Annotated in this window: 18 protein-coding genes and 1 tRNA gene; 9 read left to right on the top strand and 10 right to left on the bottom strand. The window is 29.7% G+C overall.

Going from position 1 to position 17314, the window contains the following annotated elements:
• The first annotated feature begins 10 nt into the window (after positions 1-10).
• Genes AJ882_RS08975 through AJ882_RS08960 form a run of 4 tightly spaced genes read left to right on the top strand, consistent with a single transcriptional unit; the run spans position 11 to position 3936 of the window.
• The gene (locus AJ882_RS08975) at positions 11-637 is read left to right on the top strand and encodes a 5-formyltetrahydrofolate cyclo-ligase (RefSeq protein WP_002860439.1); all 627 of its coding nucleotides are present in this window, start codon (positions 11-13) and stop codon (positions 635-637) included.
• On the top strand, positions 558-2111 hold the full coding sequence (gene rny / locus AJ882_RS08970; RefSeq protein WP_002867373.1) for a ribonuclease Y: 1554 nt from the start codon (positions 558-560) through the stop codon (positions 2109-2111). The genes AJ882_RS08975 and rny overlap by 80 nt, the downstream gene beginning before the upstream one ends.
• Before the next feature lie 8 nt (positions 2112-2119).
• Positions 2120-2677 carry a DedA family protein gene (locus AJ882_RS08965; RefSeq protein ID WP_002856055.1) on the top strand — a complete coding sequence of 186 codons (558 nt, stop codon included), beginning with the start codon at positions 2120-2122 and terminating at the stop codon, positions 2675-2677.
• Complete coding sequence (locus AJ882_RS08960) at positions 2677-3936, top strand: ComEC/Rec2 family competence protein (protein WP_002867371.1); 1260 nt, start codon at positions 2677-2679, stop codon at positions 3934-3936. The genes AJ882_RS08965 and AJ882_RS08960 overlap by 1 nt, the downstream gene beginning before the upstream one ends.
• On the opposite strand, the gene AJ882_RS08955 is transcribed toward AJ882_RS08960, so the two are convergent.
• From AJ882_RS08955 to AJ882_RS08945, 3 genes are read right to left on the bottom strand one after another with little or no spacing between them, the layout of a single operon-like run.
• Complete coding sequence (locus AJ882_RS08955; protein WP_002852725.1) at positions 3880-4686, bottom strand: YihY/virulence factor BrkB family protein; 807 nt, start codon at positions 4684-4686, stop codon at positions 3880-3882. The two genes, AJ882_RS08960 and AJ882_RS08955, sit on opposite strands and share 57 nt — an antisense overlap.
• 3 nt (positions 4687-4689) lie before the next feature.
• Positions 4690-6072: an FAD-linked oxidase C-terminal domain-containing protein gene (locus AJ882_RS08950; protein WP_002855885.1), complete on the bottom strand. Its 1383-nt coding sequence runs from the start codon at positions 6070-6072 to the stop codon at positions 4690-4692.
• Between the two features lie 2 nt (positions 6073-6074).
• Positions 6075-6800: a plasminogen-binding N-terminal domain-containing protein gene (locus AJ882_RS08945; RefSeq protein WP_002884409.1), complete on the bottom strand. Its 726-nt coding sequence runs from the start codon at positions 6798-6800 to the stop codon at positions 6075-6077.
• 121 nt (positions 6801-6921) lie between these two features.
• Here AJ882_RS08945 and AJ882_RS08940 point away from each other — a divergent pair, with 121 nt between their 5' ends.
• Entirely contained in the window at positions 6922-8082 is a 1161-nt protein-coding gene (locus AJ882_RS08940) for a M23 family metallopeptidase (protein ID WP_002884404.1), read from the top strand.
• On the opposite strand, the gene AJ882_RS08935 is transcribed toward AJ882_RS08940, so the two are convergent.
• Genes AJ882_RS08935 through AJ882_RS08920 form a run of 4 tightly spaced genes read right to left on the bottom strand, consistent with a single transcriptional unit; the run spans position 8079 to position 12088 of the window.
• Positions 8079-8282, bottom strand: a complete 204-nt coding sequence (locus AJ882_RS08935; protein ID WP_002859287.1) for a hypothetical protein — start codon at positions 8280-8282, stop codon at positions 8079-8081. The genes AJ882_RS08940 and AJ882_RS08935 overlap by 4 nt on opposite strands.
• A gap of 1 nt (position 8283) precedes the next feature.
• Complete coding sequence (locus tag AJ882_RS08930) at positions 8284-8964, bottom strand: polyphenol oxidase family protein (protein WP_002859288.1); 681 nt, start codon at positions 8962-8964, stop codon at positions 8284-8286.
• Positions 8928-9539 (bottom strand): riboflavin synthase, encoded by a 612-nt coding sequence (locus tag AJ882_RS08925; protein WP_002859289.1) that lies wholly within the window; start codon positions 9537-9539, stop codon positions 8928-8930. Before AJ882_RS08925 ends, AJ882_RS08930 begins: the two co-directional genes overlap by 37 nt.
• A gap of 8 nt (positions 9540-9547) precedes the next feature.
• Positions 9548-12088, bottom strand: a complete 2541-nt coding sequence (locus AJ882_RS08920; RefSeq protein ID WP_011049904.1) for a hypothetical protein — start codon at positions 12086-12088, stop codon at positions 9548-9550.
• A 161-nt stretch (positions 12089-12249) separates the two neighbouring features.
• Between AJ882_RS08920 and groES the strand changes: the two genes are divergently transcribed.
• Both groES and groL read left to right on the top strand, forming a co-directional pair.
• Positions 12250-12510, top strand: coding sequence for a co-chaperone GroES (gene groES / locus AJ882_RS08915; protein ID WP_002825273.1), 261 nt, complete (start codon positions 12250-12252; stop codon positions 12508-12510).
• A 20-nt stretch (positions 12511-12530) separates the two neighbouring features.
• Complete coding sequence (groL, locus tag AJ882_RS08910; RefSeq protein ID WP_002860445.1) at positions 12531-14168, top strand: chaperonin GroEL; 1638 nt, start codon at positions 12531-12533, stop codon at positions 14166-14168.
• Between the two features lie 42 nt (positions 14169-14210).
• Here the strand turns inward: groL and dccS are convergent, their stop codons facing one another.
• Both dccS and dccR read right to left on the bottom strand, forming a co-directional pair.
• Positions 14211-15401 (bottom strand): two-component system sensor histidine kinase DccS, encoded by a 1191-nt coding sequence (dccS, locus tag AJ882_RS08905; RefSeq protein WP_002855957.1) that lies wholly within the window; start codon positions 15399-15401, stop codon positions 14211-14213.
• The gene (dccR, locus tag AJ882_RS08900; protein ID WP_002853205.1) at positions 15394-16059 is read right to left on the bottom strand and encodes a two-component system response regulator DccR; all 666 of its coding nucleotides are present in this window, start codon (positions 16057-16059) and stop codon (positions 15394-15396) included. The genes dccS and dccR overlap by 8 nt, the downstream gene beginning before the upstream one ends.
• Positions 16060-16206: 147 nt before the next feature.
• On the opposite strand from dccR, the gene AJ882_RS08895 reads away from it, so the two are divergent.
• Both AJ882_RS08895 and AJ882_RS08890 read left to right on the top strand, forming a co-directional pair.
• Positions 16207-16806 (top strand): bacteriohemerythrin, encoded by a 600-nt coding sequence (locus tag AJ882_RS08895; RefSeq protein ID WP_002855731.1) that lies wholly within the window; start codon positions 16207-16209, stop codon positions 16804-16806.
• A gap of 10 nt (positions 16807-16816) precedes the next feature.
• Entirely contained in the window at positions 16817-17065 is a 249-nt protein-coding gene (locus AJ882_RS08890) for a ribbon-helix-helix domain-containing protein (RefSeq protein WP_002853192.1), read from the top strand.
• 90 nt (positions 17066-17155) lie between these two features.
• Here the strand turns inward: AJ882_RS08890 and AJ882_RS08885 are convergent.
• Positions 17156-17230, bottom strand: a tRNA-Asn gene (locus AJ882_RS08885).
• Positions 17231-17314: the final 84 nt, after the last annotated feature.

Raw genomic sequence — 17314 nt, 5'->3', positions numbered from 1 at the left:
AGGCATATTAATGGAAAAAACAGATTTTAGGGCATTGCAAAAAATACGCCTTTTCAAACATTCAAAACTAAATTTCAAACAAGATTATAAAATATTTAAAGAATGTCTTAAAATAATAAAGCTATTTAAAGCTAAAAATATTTTAATTTTTATTCCTTTGCATTATGAACCAAACTTAATAAAATTTCGCCATATTCTAAATAAAAATTACAAACTTTTTGTTCCATTTATGCAAGATAAAAGTTTAAAAATTGTAAAATTAAGATTGCCTTTTATTAAAAAAAGGTTTGGGGTTTTAGAGCCTATAGATTCTTTTTTTAAAGCAAAAATTGATTTAGCTATTGTGCCTGTAATTGGCGTCGATAAAAATTTAAAAAGAATAGGACATGGGCAAGGTTTTTATGATAGATTTTTTGAAAATTTAAATTACAAGCCTCATATAATATTTGTCCAAAGTATAGATGCTTTAAGTCAAAATAATCTAACACAAAAGCATGATATTTCAGGAAAATTATACATAAACCCTTATAAAAAATATTACAAGAAAGAAAGAAAAAATGATAGAATCACTTATCGCACTTATAGCCGCTATAGTCGGACTCGGTATAGGATATTTAGTTGCAAAAAAAATCAATGATGCCAAATATGAAATTTTCGTAGAACAAGCCAAAGCTAAAGCCAAAGCTATAGAATACGAAGCGGAGCTTATTTTAAAAGATGCAAAAAATTCAATTCTTAATGCAGAATTAGAAGTTAAAAAAAAATACGAAGAAAAAACTCACAAAATTCAAAAAGATTTTAATCAAAAATTTGATGATCTTTCTAAAAAAGAACAAAAACTTCAGCAAGAAGAAGAAAAACTAAAAGAAGATAAAGAATACCTTTGCAAGTCACAAAAACACATTCAAAACTTACAATCTGATGTTGATAAATTAAAAAATAAATATCAAGAAAAACTTGACGATGTTTTAAAAATTTTAGAACATTCGACAGGACTTACACAAAATGAAGCCAAAGAAATCATTCTTAAAAAAGTAGAAGAAAATTCTCGCGAGCAAATTGCACATATAGTAAGAAAATATGAAGAAGAAGCAAAAAATGAAGCTAAAAGAAAAGCTAATTTCATCATTGCTCAAGCTACTTCTCGTTTTGCAGGTGAATTTGCAGCTGAAAGACTTATCAATGTTATTAACATTAAAAACGATGAACTTAAAGGACGTATCATTGGTAAAGAAGGGCGCAATGTTAAAACCTTGGAAATGGTTTTAGGTGTTGATATTATCATCGATGATACACCAGGTGCTATTATAGTAAGTTGTTTTAATCTTTATCGCCGTGCTATTGCTACAAAAGTTATAGAACTTTTAGTTGAAGATGGCAGAATTCAACCCGCGCGCATAGAAGAAATTCACGAAAAAGTGTGTAAAGAATTTGATAGTGCCATTCTAGAAGAAGGCGAAACCATAGTTATGGATCTAGGTTTAAATAAAATACACCCTGAAATTGTAAAACTCATAGGAAAACTCAAATACCGAGCAAGCTATGGACAAAACGCTTTAGCACATTCTTTGGAAGTGGCTCACCTTGCAGGAATCATTGCTGCTGAGTGTGGTGGAGATGAGAATTTAGCACGTCGTGCGGGAATTTTACATGATATAGGAAAAGCATTAACCCATGATTTTGAAGGATCTCATGTGGATTTAGGTGCAGAACTTTGCAAACGCTACAAAGAGCATCCTGTAGTAATCAATGCTATTTACGCACATCATGGACACGAAGAAGCTACAAGCATAGAATCAGCAGCTGTTTGTGCAGCAGATACTTTAAGTGCTGCACGACCTGGAGCTAGAAGAGAAGTGTTAGAAGCTTTCTTAAAAAGAGTCAGTGAGCTAGAAGATATCGCTAAAAGTAAAGAAGGAATTAAAAATGCCTATGCAATCAATGCCGGAAGAGAAATTCGCGTCATAGCCAATGCTCAGCTTGTTAATGATGATGAAAGTGTACTTTTAGCTAAGGAAATAGCAGCTGAAATTCAAGAAAAAATGCAATATCCTGGTGAAATTAAAGTCAATGTTATACGTGAACTTAGAGCTGTAGAATACGCTAAATAAGGTTTATTATGCAAGATATGATTGATACTTTAATAAAATATGGTTATATTGTTTTATTCTTTTACTCTTTAGGGGGCGGGATGGTTGGAATTTTAGCTGCAGGAGTTTTAAGTTCTCAAGGAAAAATGGATCTTAGTTTTTGCATTGCTCTTGCTTTTATTGCTAATACCATAGGTTCAACTTTGCTTTTTATACTTGGAAAATATTATAAAAAAGACATTATGCCTTATTTTAAAAAACACCGACGCAAGATAGCCCTTGCTATGATAAAAACAAAACAACATGGAATTATTTTACTTGTAACTCAAAAATTTATTTATGGTTTAAAAACTTTCATTCCCATAGCTGCAGGTATGGCAAAATATAATTTTATTAAATTTTTTATTATCAATACTCTAGCTAGTTTGGCATGGGCTATTGTTCTAGGTTTTACTGCTTATACTTTTGGGTATGTTATTGAAGCAATTTTTGATAAACTGAGTTTATATCCTTATGCTGCTCCTTTATTTTTATTATTTTTAGCCGGAATAATTTGGCTTTATTTAAGTAAATTTTCTAAAAAATAATGTCTCTATGGAATTCTTTTTCTTACTCTTTTAAAGAATTTCATTATTTATTTTTCTCTGTTGTTGTTATTTTTATTTTTAATATCCTTTTAGAATATAATAATTTTTTAAACTTTAAAAACCAAAAACATTACCTTATAGACAACGCTCTATTAACGCACCAATATATAAAATATAATAAAAAAAATAAAAAATACTGGGTTTTAAAGTTACAAACTGAAAACTTCACTTTTTATACTACAAGTTTTAAGGATTTAAATTTAAGCAAGAATCAATTTTTAAGCCTTAGAATTATCACCCATAATATTAACTTTAAAGACTATCTGAGTAAAAGTTTTTACGCACCTTCTTATGATTTTGAAAAATTAAAAGAAAAAGAATACAATCCCATTATATCTTACTTCTTAAATCAACATACAAATGAAAAGATTAAAGAATTTTATGGTGCTTTATTTTTTGCACTGCCCATATCTTTAGAGCTTAGAAACGATGTAAATTACTACGGTATAGCACACCTTATAGCAATTAGCGGTTATCACATAGGCTTACTTTTTAGTTTAATTTTCTTTATTTTAGCTCCAATCTATAGTTTTTTCCAAAAAAGATATTTTCCTTATAGAAATTTACGTTTAGATTTAAGTATTTTAATTTTTGCACTACTTTTAGCTTATGCTTGTTTAATAGGATTTGTCCCTTCTTTTGTGCGCTCCTTGATTATGGCTTTTTGGATTTTTTATCTATTGTGTAAAAATATAAAAATCATTAATTTCGTTACGCTTTTTTGTAGTATTTTATTGTGCATTTCTCTTTACCCTAGACTTTTATTTAGTATTGGATTTTTATTTTCTATTTTAGGTGTTTTTTATATTTTTTTATATATGCATCATTTTGCAAATAAATTTAATAATCTTATAAATATTATTTTGCTTAATATTTGGACTTTTTTTGCTATGGTTTTACCTGTGCTTTATTTTTTTCCACTTATAAGCTACCAACAAATTTTAGGTATTATTTTGAGTGGAATTTTTGTAATATTTTATCCTTTAGTATTATTTTTGCATCTTATAAACTATGGAGATTTGCTCAATTTTATCTTAGATGAATTTTTTAAATTTAAAATTTATGGAACTAATATCCATATCCCATTTTGGATTTTTATAAGTTATCTTATTGCTTCTTTAATCTCTGTGCGATTTAAATATCTAGCTTTTCTTTGTATTTTTGCGAATTTTATTCCCTTCATTATGATTGTGATTTAGAAAATAATAGAGTTTAAGCCCAAAAAGATAAATAATCCAAGAAATATAAATCCAAATAAAAAAGAATAAAATAGTAGAAAAAGATCCATAAACGCTAGCGTATGTTTTATTATATACCACGTAATATACAAATAAATTTTTTCCTATATACCAAATAGTACCCGCTCCAAAAGATACTAAAGCTAAACTTTTAAGAGTTCCCTTATGAACAGAACTTGAATAAGATATAAAAAATAAACCCCAAATAATTACAAAGGGTAAAATTTCAAAAAAATTAAACCCTATTTTATAATCATCTAAAGTTTGTTGGATAAAACCTGAAATATAAAAACTAAGCCCAAGCCCCAAAGGAACAAGAGTTAAAAGAGTCCAATAAGAACTAATACTTTGCCAAAGTCCTTTAGGTTCATTTTTAGTAATGCGATTGATTACAAAATCATAGCCTGAAAAAAAAGCTAAAGAAGTAAATGCCATAGCAATAAGACCTACAATACCCAAATTTACACTATTTTTTAAAAAAGTATCGATGTAGGTAGCAACAACATCTTGTTGCGTTGGTATTAAAAAAGCAAAAATTACTTGCTTTGCTTTTTCATAATAAGCTTTAAAACTGGAAATTTGCGTAAAAACAGAAAAACATACAAATAAAATAGGTATTAAAGATAATACAGTATAAAAACTAAGCGCTGCTGCATAATTTAAAATTTCCTTATCACGCAAATTTAGTAAAATAGTAAAAAAATTTTTCACCTTCTAAAGTCCCATTTTAAAAGGATTTAGTATATTATTTGGATCAAAAGCTTTTTTAATATTTCTCATTAAATTCATTTCGGCTTCAGAAAAAGCTAAATTCATAAAAGGTGCCTTAGAGAGTCCGATACCATGCTCTCCGCTTAAAGTTCCTCCAAGTTTCACTGTTAATTTAAAAATCTCTTCCACAGCTTCATAGCCTTTTTTCACCTGCTCTTTATCATTTTTATCAGGAACCATAACATTAGTATGCACATTTCCATCCCCTGTATGTCCAAAACAAGGAATTTTAAAACCATATTTTTTAGAAATCTCATCTATACCTTCAAGTAAAGTAGGTAGTTTAGAACGCGGAACTGTAATATCTTCATTAAGTTTTAAAGTTCCATACATGGCAATGCTTTGAGAACAATTTCTTCTAGCAAACCAAATATCTGCGGTTTCTTGTTCATCTTTTGCTATTTTAAATTCGCTAGCGCCAGCTTCTAAAAAATAATATTCTAAATTTCTTAAATCCTCATCAATAGCCTCTTTAACATTACCATCCACATCAGCAATCAAAATAGCTCCAGCTTCTATAGGCAAACCTTTATTAAATTTGCTCTCAACTGCTCTAATGCTAAGATTGTCTAAAAATTCCATAGATACAGGACTTACACCGCTAGCAAGACTTTTGTAAACCGCATTCATAGCACTTTTTACACTTGGAAAAATAGCAAAAGCAGTTTTTTTAAATTTAGGCAAAGGTATTAATTTTAAAGTAAGCTCACTTAAAACTGCCAAAGAACCTTCACTAGCGATTAAAATTCCTGCCAAATTATAACCTGCTACATCTTTAATAGTGCGTTTCCCTGCACGAATGATTTCTCCGCTAGGCAAAACAGCCCTTAAAGCCATCACATAATCTTTTGTAATGCCATATTTTGCAGCTCTCATTCCCCCAGCATTTTCGCTTACATTACCCCCTAAGCTTGAATACTCCATGCTAGCAGGGTCAGGTGGGTAAAAAAGTCCATATTTAGCCACTTCTTTTTGTAAATGTATATTAATAACCCCAGGTTGCACAACAGCCACTAAATTTTCAAGATCAATTTCTAAAATTTTATTCATATGCTTTTCAAAAGCAAGCACCACCCCGCCATTAACAGCTAAAGCTCCTCCTGTAAAACCAGATCCTGAGCCTCGAGGTATGACTATGATATTATTTTCATTGCAAAATTTTAAAATTTGAGCAATATCTTCTTCATTTCTTGGAAAAAGAACCCCATCAGGTAAATAATGTTTTTTTGTCGCATCATAGCTATAAGCTCTTTTGTGAATTTCATCAAAATAAGCGTTTTCTTCTCCTAAAAATCGTTTAAAATATTGTTCAAATTCTTTTTTCATGTTTATTGCACCTTAGGAAGATTAATCAAAGCATCATAATACCTATAATAATTTCCTATTTCTTGAGAGTTAAAATCAAAAAAATTACTTTTATATCCACCTATACGAGAATAAAAAGGAACCTGAACGCTAGTTGGCTTGCTTATAGGCACTTCATAAAGCTTATTAAAATCTTGACAATCCACAACTTCTGCATGATTTTCCAAAGCCACAACCAAAATGCCGACCGCATTATCATCACAAAATTGCCTAAGATCTGAACGCTTAGGAGAAAGAGTAGCCGTTCTAATTAATTGTGCTCCAAAAATATCAATATGGGTAAAATATATCTGCGGAAATTCTCTAACAAGTTCATTATAAGTTTGTTCATCAGGAGCAATTACCAATCCTCTATCATAAAGAAAATTTAAAACAACCTCATCACCTACTTTAGGTAAAACATTTGGTAAAGGCAAAGCATCTTGCTTAAGAGCTGAAAAAACACTAAATTCTAATTTTGCCAAACCATTTTTTTTATCTATAACACTTGCTCTAGCGATGATACTTTGCGAATTGCTAAAATGTTGCACTACTACGCCACTTGAATAAAGTTTTATATCATCACTATCTTTAATATAACCATAAATATCATCAACTTTTACAAGTTCACTTTTTATAGGTTTTAAATCAAATCCAACCGCAAAGAGGCTAAGGTTTAAAGCTAAAAAACACACTATAGTTTTAAACAAATTTGCTCCTTAAATAAAAATTTATAGAATTATAATCCTTTTTTGTTAAGCAATTGTAAGAAAAATAAAGTAAAATATAGCTTTCAAATTTCAAAATTCTTTTAAAAATTAAGGTTATCTCATGAAAAAATTATTGCTTTTATTTATTTTTGTTGTTCAAAGTTTTGCAGCTTTAAGTGTTGAAGAGCTAACTTGGGATAATGGAGATACCTTGCTTAAATTCTTACAAAGAAATTCCATACCTATGTCGCTTTATTATGGACTTGATAGAGAAGATCAAGAACTTGCTTCTGATATAGCCTATAAAATAAAATATCAAGTTTTAAAAGATGAAAACAACAACATAGAACAAGTTTTAATTCCAATTAGTGATGATTTACAAATTCATATCTATAAAGATAAAGATAGACAATACACTCTTGCTTTTACTCCTGTATCTTATCAAAAAGAAGATAGAATTTTACATTTAACCATTAAAAGCTCTGCTTATCAAGATGTCTATGAAGAAAGTGGTAGCAGTACTTTAGCTCGTGCTATGGTTCGTGCTTTTCGAGGAAGTATAAATTTTCGCAATATCCAAAAAGGTGATGAAGTAACCCTATATTATGAACAAAAAAGACGCATGGGTAAACTTTGGGGTGATATAAATATAAAAATGGCAATGGTAGAAATCAATAAAAGCGCTAGAGAAGTCTTTTCTTATAATGATATATTCTATGATCGTGATGGCAAAGAATTAGAATCTTTTTTACTTACAAAACCTGTGAATTACACTAGAATTTCTTCTCCTTTTACAACAGCAAGATATCATCCTATATTAAAACGCTATCGTGCCCATCTTGGTATAGACTATGCTGCACCTACTGGAACTCCTGTGAAAAGTGCTGGCAAAGGAATAGTAACCTTTATAGGCACAAAAGGTGGTTATGGAAATGTAATTCAAATCAAGCATGACTCAGGTTATATGACTTTATATGCTCATCTTAGTCGTTTTGCAAAAATTAAAAACGGACAAAAGGTAAATCAAGGACAAGTAATTGCATATGTTGGTTCAACAGGTATGAGCACAGGGCCTCATTTGCATTTTGGAGTATATTTAAATAATAAAGCTATAAATCCTGCATCTGTTGTAAAAATCGCCAAATCAGAACTTAGTGGAAAAGCAAAAGAGAATTTTAAACATATCATAGCTGGATACGAGCAGGTTGTTAAAGAAGCCCTAGCCTCGAATCAACCTAATCCCCCAAAAGAAGAAGATTTTGAAAACTATATAGAATTTTAATTACTCAACAACGCTTTATCTTTTGCATTGATTAAAGAATTTAGAAGAGTTGCAAGCTCTTCTTTTTCTTTTTCACTAATTTCACAAAAATCTGCATCAATTAATTGTTTCACCAAAGCTTCATTTAACAAATCCCCATCGCCAAATTCTCTAGCTTTTTGAATGATTTTTAACACTCTTAAATCTTTTCTTTCATACATTTTAATCCTTTAAATAAACCACGCTCACAAAACGCTTAGGCGTTTTATCGCGACGATAAGAAAAAAAACTCTCATCATCAAAACTACAAATTCCACAATCTTTAATATTTTCAATGCCTAAATTTTGAGCTTGAAATTTTACCAAGGCTTTTAAATCAAGTTTATTATCTTGAACAAATTCTTTAAATTCTTTTTTAGCAAATTCTAAAATTTCTCCATCTATTTCATAATTTTTAGCACAAATTCCAGGTAAAATAAAAAGATGAAATTTATTCTTATCTAAATGTGAATTTTGCATAGTAATTTGATCAACGCATTCTTTTAGGATATTTTCAAAGCTTCCTTTTCTACCTGAATGCAAAGCTGCTATAATGCCACTTTCATGATATAAGATCAAAGGCAGACAATCCGCACTTAAGACACAAAGAGCAGTATTTTTTTCTTTACTTATAAGTCCATCACAACTGAGATTTTTCAAATTTTCATCATAAATGATAACTTTATGAGAGTGAATTTGATCCATAAAAACACATTTTTCAATATCTTTAAAACCTAAATGAGAAAATAAATTCTCATTATGAATTTTAGCCCTAAAAACATTATAATCCTTATCAAAAGCACAAAAAATACCGACTTTATCATTTTCTAATAAAGATAAGAAATTCTTTCCACTTCTTCCCATGATAATCCTTTGTTTTTACCTTGTAATTGTGCATAAATATAACGAGCAAGCAAATCGCTTTCTATATTTATTTTTCTACCTACTTGATAGTCCTTAAAAAGCGTTTCTTTAAAAGTAATAGGAATAATAGTAAGCCTAATACCATTTTTTAAAATTTCATTGATAGTAAGGCTTACCCCATCAACAGCTATACTTCCTTTTTCTGCCATAAATTTCATAGCTTCTTTAGGTAAAGTTATATGAAAATCCACTCCATTTTCATCCTTTTGAATCTTTTCAAGTATACCAATAAAATCAATATGCCCTTGCATAAGATGTCCATCGATTCTATCGCCATATCTTAAAGCAGGTTCTATATGAACTTTATCTTTTAAATTCTCTATAGCTATATGAGTGCGACTTTCGCGAGAAAGTTCCACTTCAAAACCTCCCTCATAAAGTTTTGTCACACTCAAACAAGCTCCATTTACAGCTATACTATCGCCAAGATTTGGACGATGCTTAGCTGTTAAACTTAAAGTATTGTTTTGATAAGATTGAACTTTGGCAATTTCTCTTATGAGTCCATTAAACATTTTTTACCTTAGAAAATCTTATTTAATAATTTATTTACCGCTTTATCCACTTTATTGCCTGTATTTTTAGCACCATCACTCACGCCGCCACCTACTACATTTTTAATAGAATTTAAAACACTTCCTGCATTTAAATTTACTTTAGGATTTTCTGTAGTTCCTGTAATACTTCCTTTAAAATTAGCTCTATCGAGTTTAATATCAAAAGGCAAATTTAAAGCTCCACTTTTAGAATTTAAAGCTCCTGATTGTACTAAAATATAAGAACGATCTGCTTGCATATTAAGATCAAGTTTGATATTTTCTTTTTTAATCAAAGCTTTAGCATTAGCAGTACGATAAACATCATCTGTAATATCTTTTAATGTTAAAATTTTTAAAGCATTGGTAATAAGATTTGGTTTTAATTTACCCTCTTTCATATCCAAATTAACCTCGCCTTCTTCGCTTAAAAGATTGTAATTTGCCTTCATGTCCGCCTTACCTTGATAAATATCCATAAAATCCAAACCCTGAGCTAGACTACTTAAATCCACTCCGTTTAAATCAGCAAGCAAAAGGTTATCTTTAAATGTGCTTTGAAGCCTCCCTTCAAATAAATTTGGACTATTTACAACAAAATTTAAACTCTTATCAAAACCTACCTTTCCATTAAATTCTGCCTTACCTTTAAGTTTTCTATCTAACAAAAAGCCTAGTTTTGAAAAATCATTTATCTTTAAATTAAAATCCGAATTTAAAAGCATTTTGCTTATATCAAAACTTCCTTGTAGTTTTGTAAGATCAGCTAAAGATGAATTTAAAACAGAATCAAATTGAGCGATATTGTTTTTAAAATTAATTTTGGTATTTAAATCATAACTTGTATTGTTTGGAAAATTTTTATTTAAAATTTTACTTAAAGTTGCAGCATTTAAAATGCCTTTAGCCTCTAAATTTGCTTTACCATTAAGGTTGTTAAAATCGATATTATCTAAATTAACTTTTGCATTAACAACCCCACTGGCATAATTTGGCATACCTGCTATAACAAAAAGTTTAGATAAATCAAGTTTATCAATGTTCAAATCAAGTTTTTTACCATTTGAATCAGCTTTGATTACGCCATCTGCCAAATTTGCATTTGCATTTAAATTTTGTATTTGAGTACCTATAATATGAGCTTTTGCATTAAGATCTGCCTTACCTTGTAATTTTTGTCCCGCTATAGCACTAAACTGAGACAAATCATCAATAAAAGCATTTAAATCTGTATTTAACTCACTATTTTTTAAATTATAAGTTCCTTGAAGTTTTTTGATATTAAGTAAATTTGAAGCAAGTAAAGCATTGTAAGAAATATTACTATTTTTTGCATTTGCTTTAGCATCAAGACTAAAAATTGTATTTGGAAGTTCTATTTTAGCAATTTTTTTAAGCTCATTGGTGTTAATCTTTGCATTGTTTATTTTTGCCTCAAGATCGAAATTAGAAAAATCCAAATCCGCATTTAAAAGTTTAGCATTTAAATTTCCAGAAACTAAGGCTCCATATCCTGCAAGAGCTAATAATTTTTCCAAACTTGCTTCATTAATATCTGCAAAAATTTTATTATGTTTCAAACTTGCCTTTACCTCTCCACCAAGTCCGATAACTTGAGCATTTAAACTTGATAAGGCATTATTTACAACACTTGTTTCGCCTATCACGCCCAAACTACCATTTAATCTAGTTTTTGTAAGTTTTTCAAGCTTTGCAAGAGAAGGAATATTTAAATTAAAATCAGTACTTAAAATATTCTTACTCATATCATAAAGAGTTTTTTGGGTTTGTAAGTTAAGATAATCATTGTAAATTTTACTTACAGCATAAATCTTATCTTCTTTAACATTGGCTAAAATTTCTGCTTTAGGATTAGAATTTAAAGGCAAGTCTAAAGAAAAATCTTTTTTTATCGCCTCGTAGTTTATATAGCTTGTATCAAGTTTTATGATAATATTTCCATCAGGTTTTAAATTCTGTGCTGAAATTTTTGCCTGAGCATTTAAAAAACCTTTAGCATAACTAGGATAAGATAAAAGATGAAGTATTTCTTCTATCTTAAGATTTTTTGCATCTAAATTTAAAGCGATAGGGCTGTAATTATACATTCTCGCATTTAAAAATACATTTGAACCTAGTAAGTAACCCCTTCCATCTAAAGTAAAATCACTTGCCTTGCCTTGAATTTTACCGCCAAAAGAAAGGTTTTGATTTAAATTTAAACCTAAATTTTTAGCATAATTTTGCTTTAAAGAAATAAGATAGTCAAGATCAAATCCAAGCTTAAAAGGACTCAAAGCTCCCTTGAGATTGAAATCTGCCATATTTGCAATATTTGCTTGCAGTTCAAGACTTGAAAAACGCAAATTAAAACGCGTGATATTTACATCTAATCCCGCATTTTCTTTGATCTTTTTTTGTGCTATATTTGCCACTATATTATTACCAAAACTTGTAAAAAGTATGGTACAAAGAGCGATTAAAAGCACAACAACAAAAGCTACAATGCCATAAAAAATCTTTTTCATTTTTATCCTTTAGTTTATTTTATAAAATAACTTTAGTCTATAAAACTAAACTTTTATAAATATTTTAATTTAAAGTATTGACAAAATTCATTTTTTATAGTATGATATTATCACTCTAAATTAAAGAGTGCTAAAATCAATATTTTTAAGGATGGACAAAAATGAATTTTCAACCTTTAGGAAAGCGTGTTCTAGTTAAACGCGTAGAAGAAACTAAAACAACAGCCTCAGGCATAATTATACCAGATAATGCTAAAGAAAAGCCTTTAATGGGTGAAGTAGTAGCAGTAAGTAAAGAAATCACTGATATTGCAAATGGTGATAAAATCGTGTTTGCTAAATACGGTGGAACAGAAATTAAACTTGATAATAATGAATATTTAGTTTTAAATTTAGATGATATCTTAGGAATTTTAAAATAATTTATAAAAAAGGATAAAAAATGGCAAAAGAAATTATTTTTTCAGATGAAGCAAGAAATAAACTTTACGAGGGCGTTAAAAAACTTAATGACGCAGTAAAAGTAACTATGGGGCCAAGAGGACGCAATGTTTTAATCCAAAAAAGCTTTGGTGCTCCAAGCATTACTAAAGATGGCGTAAGTGTTGCTAAAGAAGTAGAGCTTAAAGATAGTCTTGAAAATATGGGTGCTTCACTCGTAAGAGAAGTAGCGAGTAAAACAGCTGATCAAGCAGGCGATGGAACAACTACTGCAACGGTTTTAGCTCATGCAATTTTCAAAGAAGGTTTAAGAAATATCACAGCAGGTGCAAATCCTATCGAGGTAAAACGCGGTATGGATAAAGCTTGCGAAGCTATAGTAGCAGAACTTAAAAAACTTTCTCGCGAAGTAAAAGATAAAAAAGAAATTGCACAAGTTGCTACAATCTCAGCCAACTCTGATGAAAAAATCGGAAATTTAATCGCTGATGCCATGGAAAAAGTGGGCAAAGATGGTGTTATCACTGTTGAAGAGGCAAAATCAATCAATGATGAATTAAATGTAGTTGAAGGTATGCAATTTGACAGAGGTTATTTAAGCCCTTATTTTATCACTAATGCAGAAAAAATGACAGTAGAGCTTTCAAGCCCTTATATCCTGCTTTTTGATAAAAAAATTGCAAATTTAAAAGATTTATTACCGGTTTTAGAACAAATTCAAAAAACAGGCAAACCACTTTTAATTATCGCTGAAGATATTGAAGGCGAAGCGCTTGCAACTTTGGTTGTAAATAAACTTCGCGGTGTTCTTAATATTTCAGCAGTAAAAGCTCCAGGTTTTGGCGATAGAAGAAAAGCTATGCTTGAAGATATAGCGATTTTAACAGGTGGAGAAGTGATTTCTGAAGAACTTGGAAGAACTCTTGAAAGTGCGACTATACAAGATCTTGGACAAGCTTCTAGTGTAATCATCGATAAAGACAATACAACCATAGTAAATGGTGCAGGCGAAAAAGCAAATATCGATGCAAGAGTCAATCAAATCAAAGCACAAATTGCTGAAACAACTTCAGATTATGACAGAGAAAAATTACAAGAAAGACTTGCAAAATTAAGTGGTGGTGTTGCAGTTATTAAAGTAGGTGCAGCAACTGAAACTGAAATGAAAGAGAAAAAAGATCGTGTTGATGATGCTTTAAGCGCTACTAAAGCAGCAGTTGAAGAAGGTATAGTAATCGGTGGTGGTGCAGCGCTTATCAAAGCAAAAGCTAAAATCAAACTTGATCTACAGGGTGATGAAGCAATTGGCGCAGCTATCGTTGAAAGAGCTTTAAGAGCACCTTTAAGACAAATTGCTGAAAATGCAGGATTTGATGCAGGTGTGGTTGTAAATAGCGTAGAAAATGCTAAAGATGAAAACACAGGATTTGATGCTGCAAAAGGTGAATATGTTAATATGCTTGAAAGTGGAATTATCGATCCTGTTAAAGTAGAAAGAGTAGCTTTACTCAATGCAGTTTCTGTAGCTAGTATGCTTTTAACCACAGAAGCAACAATTAGTGAAATTAAAGAAGATAAGCCTACTATGCCAGATATGAGCGGTATGGGAGGAATGGGTGGCATGGGCGGAATGATGTAATATCTGCTCTAACCTCTTATCAGCAAGGATTTTCCTTGCTGATTACCAATTTAATTTAAAAACACTCCCTTGATTTTCTACAGATTCGCAAATAATCTTAATATCATTATCATCACAAACTTTTTTTACCAAAGAAAGCCCTATACCAAATCCTCCTTGATCGGTATTAAATCTTGTATATCTATCAAAAATATGATTTAAATTTGACTTTGAAATTCCACAACCTGTATCCGCAATACTTAAAAAATTGGCTTTTAAAATTATAGAAATTACTCCACCTTTTTTATTGTATTTAATAGCATTGCTTATAAGATTATCAATCAATTTAGAAATTTGACTTTTAGGAGCAAAAATATTTGCTTGATTTAAATCAAGCTTTAGTGTAATTTTTTTTTGCTCAAAAAATACTTTAAAATATTCCAATCTTTCTTCAAGTAGTATTCTTAAATCAAATTTTTGTTTTTCTGTTTCTAAGGTATTAGGGAAATTATAAAAAACAAGATCAGAGTACACTTGAGATAAACTTTTTGCAGCAAGCTTAATCCTTGTAAATTTAGTATTATCTCCTAAATTTTGATGCTCAAGTTGTTCTATACTCATCAAAATAACACTTAATGGGGTATTGAGTTCATGAGTTGAATCTTTAATAAAACGATTTAGTGTGCTGATTTTATCCTCCAAAGGCTTTAGAGCAATTTTTACTAAAATATAAGATATTAAACCCAATATGCAAAAAGCCATAATAGCAAAACTAAAAACTTTCGTTCTAATCCAAAAAAGATCTTTGCCAACATCTTCACCCTGTATTAAAATTTGCAAACCATCGTTAGTATTTACTTCTTCATTGCTAGCATGTCTTAAAAAATAATGATCTGCACTCATAGGAGCAAGGAAAAAAACCTTATTATCACAAATACCTCTACCTTTAAGCTCTATCTTTGCCTTTCTTAAATCAAAATCTATATTACTAAAAACAATCTTTTTAGCATCAAATATAGCAAATTTTAGTGCTGTGCTTTGAGCAATATTTTTTGCACTTATATCTATAGGGGTAAAACGAGAATTTAAGATGCTTATAACAATGTTTCTATGATTTTCTCTCAAAGTGGCACCCTTTAAAACAACTAATTCTTCATATAATTTTTGATACCATAATGCAAAAAAAATAGTTAAAAAAATACCTGTAGTTGTTAGGTAGATTAATAAAATTTGCCTAATGACTTTTTTAGCCATAGCAATATCCCCTGCCTCTTTGATTTATAATTTTTTCTTTTCCTAAAATTTTACGTAAATTTTTCACATAAGCCCTTAAACTTAGCTCACTAGGCTCCTCATCATAATCCCAGAGTTCTTCAAAAATTCTCTCTGTACTTAAAAAGTTGTTTTTATTTTTAAGCAATAAAGACAAAAGCTTAATTTCTTTACTCGGTAAAGTCAAGGCTTTATTATTATGGTAAAGAATTTGTGTAGTAAATTCAAATCTAAATCCATCTCCTAAATCTTCAAAATCTTCATTTTTATGTGAAAAAGCTCTTTTAAGCAAAGCTTTAACTCTGATAGATAACTCGGCAAGTTCAAAAGGTTTTTTTATATAATCATCACAACCTGCGTCAAAGCCTTGTTTTAAATCGTTTGTTGTGTTTAAAGAAGTCATGAAAATTGCTGGAGTTTGCTTTCCGCTTTTTCTTAATTCTTTAAGTAATGAAAATCCATCTCCTAAAGGAACTTTTACATCTAAAATCCAAAGATCAAAATATCTTTCATAAGCCATATCTAAAGCTTCTTGCGCATTATCGCATAAAAATACTTCATATCCCTCATCGTTTAAAAACTCTTCAATGATCTCACTCAAGCTCAAATCATCTTCTAAAAGTAAAATTTTAGCAGCCATAATTTAAATCTTTCTAACTTCAAATCTCTTAAATATATATCATTGTATCAAAATTCTTATCAATTATTTAATAAAATTTCATTTTTATTTAATTTATTTTTATCTATAATCCTTTCATACAAATAAATTTTTCCTTAAGGAGTTAAAATGCTTCCAAAATGGGATAACAGCTATAGTGTGCACAATGCTAAAATTGATGAGCAGCATAAAAAGCTTTTTAAACTTGCTGCAAAAGTTGAAGTTGTATCAGATAGATCTGTAAGTAAAAATGAAGTCAAAGAACTTTTGGCTGAATTTTTTAATTATATGAAAGATCACTTTAATGATGAAGAAAAATACATGCAGCTAATAGGCTATCCAAATTTAGAAGAACATCGAAAAATACATAAAGAAATCATCCAAACCATGATTAATTTAATCAAAGATATCAAATCAACCAATGATCTTAAAGAAAAACTTTATATAGTGGCTAAAAAGTGGCTTTTAGAACACATACTATATGAAGACATGAAAGTTGAAAAATGGAGAAGTTCTTCTTTGTCTACAGATGATGGTGGCGATATTAGCTTTGAAGCAGCAGAAGATGAAGATAATGAGCATCCACAATTTTATCTTTATACCTGTAATTGTCCTGGTAAAATTCACGATGTTCCTTATAGCATTCATCAAAAAATAGAATTACAAGGTCATAAATTTACTTGTAAAACTTGTAAACAAGCTATAAAATTTTACAAAAAATATTCTTAAGGAGGATAAAATGAAACGCAATGTAAAAACTTATTCTTTTAGAATGCCTTTAGAGCTTAAGGAGCGTTTGGATAATTTAAGTAAAAATCTTTCTAAACCAAAATCAACCATAGTAAAAGAAGCCATAGAGGCTTATCTTAATGAAGTTGAAGATTTTTCTTTTGCTGTTAATGCCCTAGAAGAACTTAAAGATGGGGATTATCAAAAGGCAAGTAAAAAAATAGATAAAATTGTCAAAAATCTTAAACAAACAAAATAAAAAACTTTATCACAATTTTTTTGTGATAAAGACTTATTAATTTTTTATATTAAAATACATTTATGAATATTAAAAATGGAGTTAAAAAAGTGGCTCCGGATGTAGGATTCGAACCTACGACCAATCGGTTAACAGCCGACTACTCTACCGCTGAGCTAATCCGGAATATTTAAAAGTAAAATGTGATTATAGTGAAATTAAAAAACTTTGTCAAGGGTTTTTTCACAAAAATGCATTTTTTATGTAAAA

It is taken from the genome of Campylobacter sp. BCW_6461, assembly GCF_001762735.1.
Lineage (GTDB): Bacteria > Campylobacterota > Campylobacteria > Campylobacterales > Campylobacteraceae > Campylobacter_D > Campylobacter_D jejuni.
Note: the sequence above shows the minus strand (reverse complement) of the source record. Positions and strands in the feature narration are given on the sequence as shown.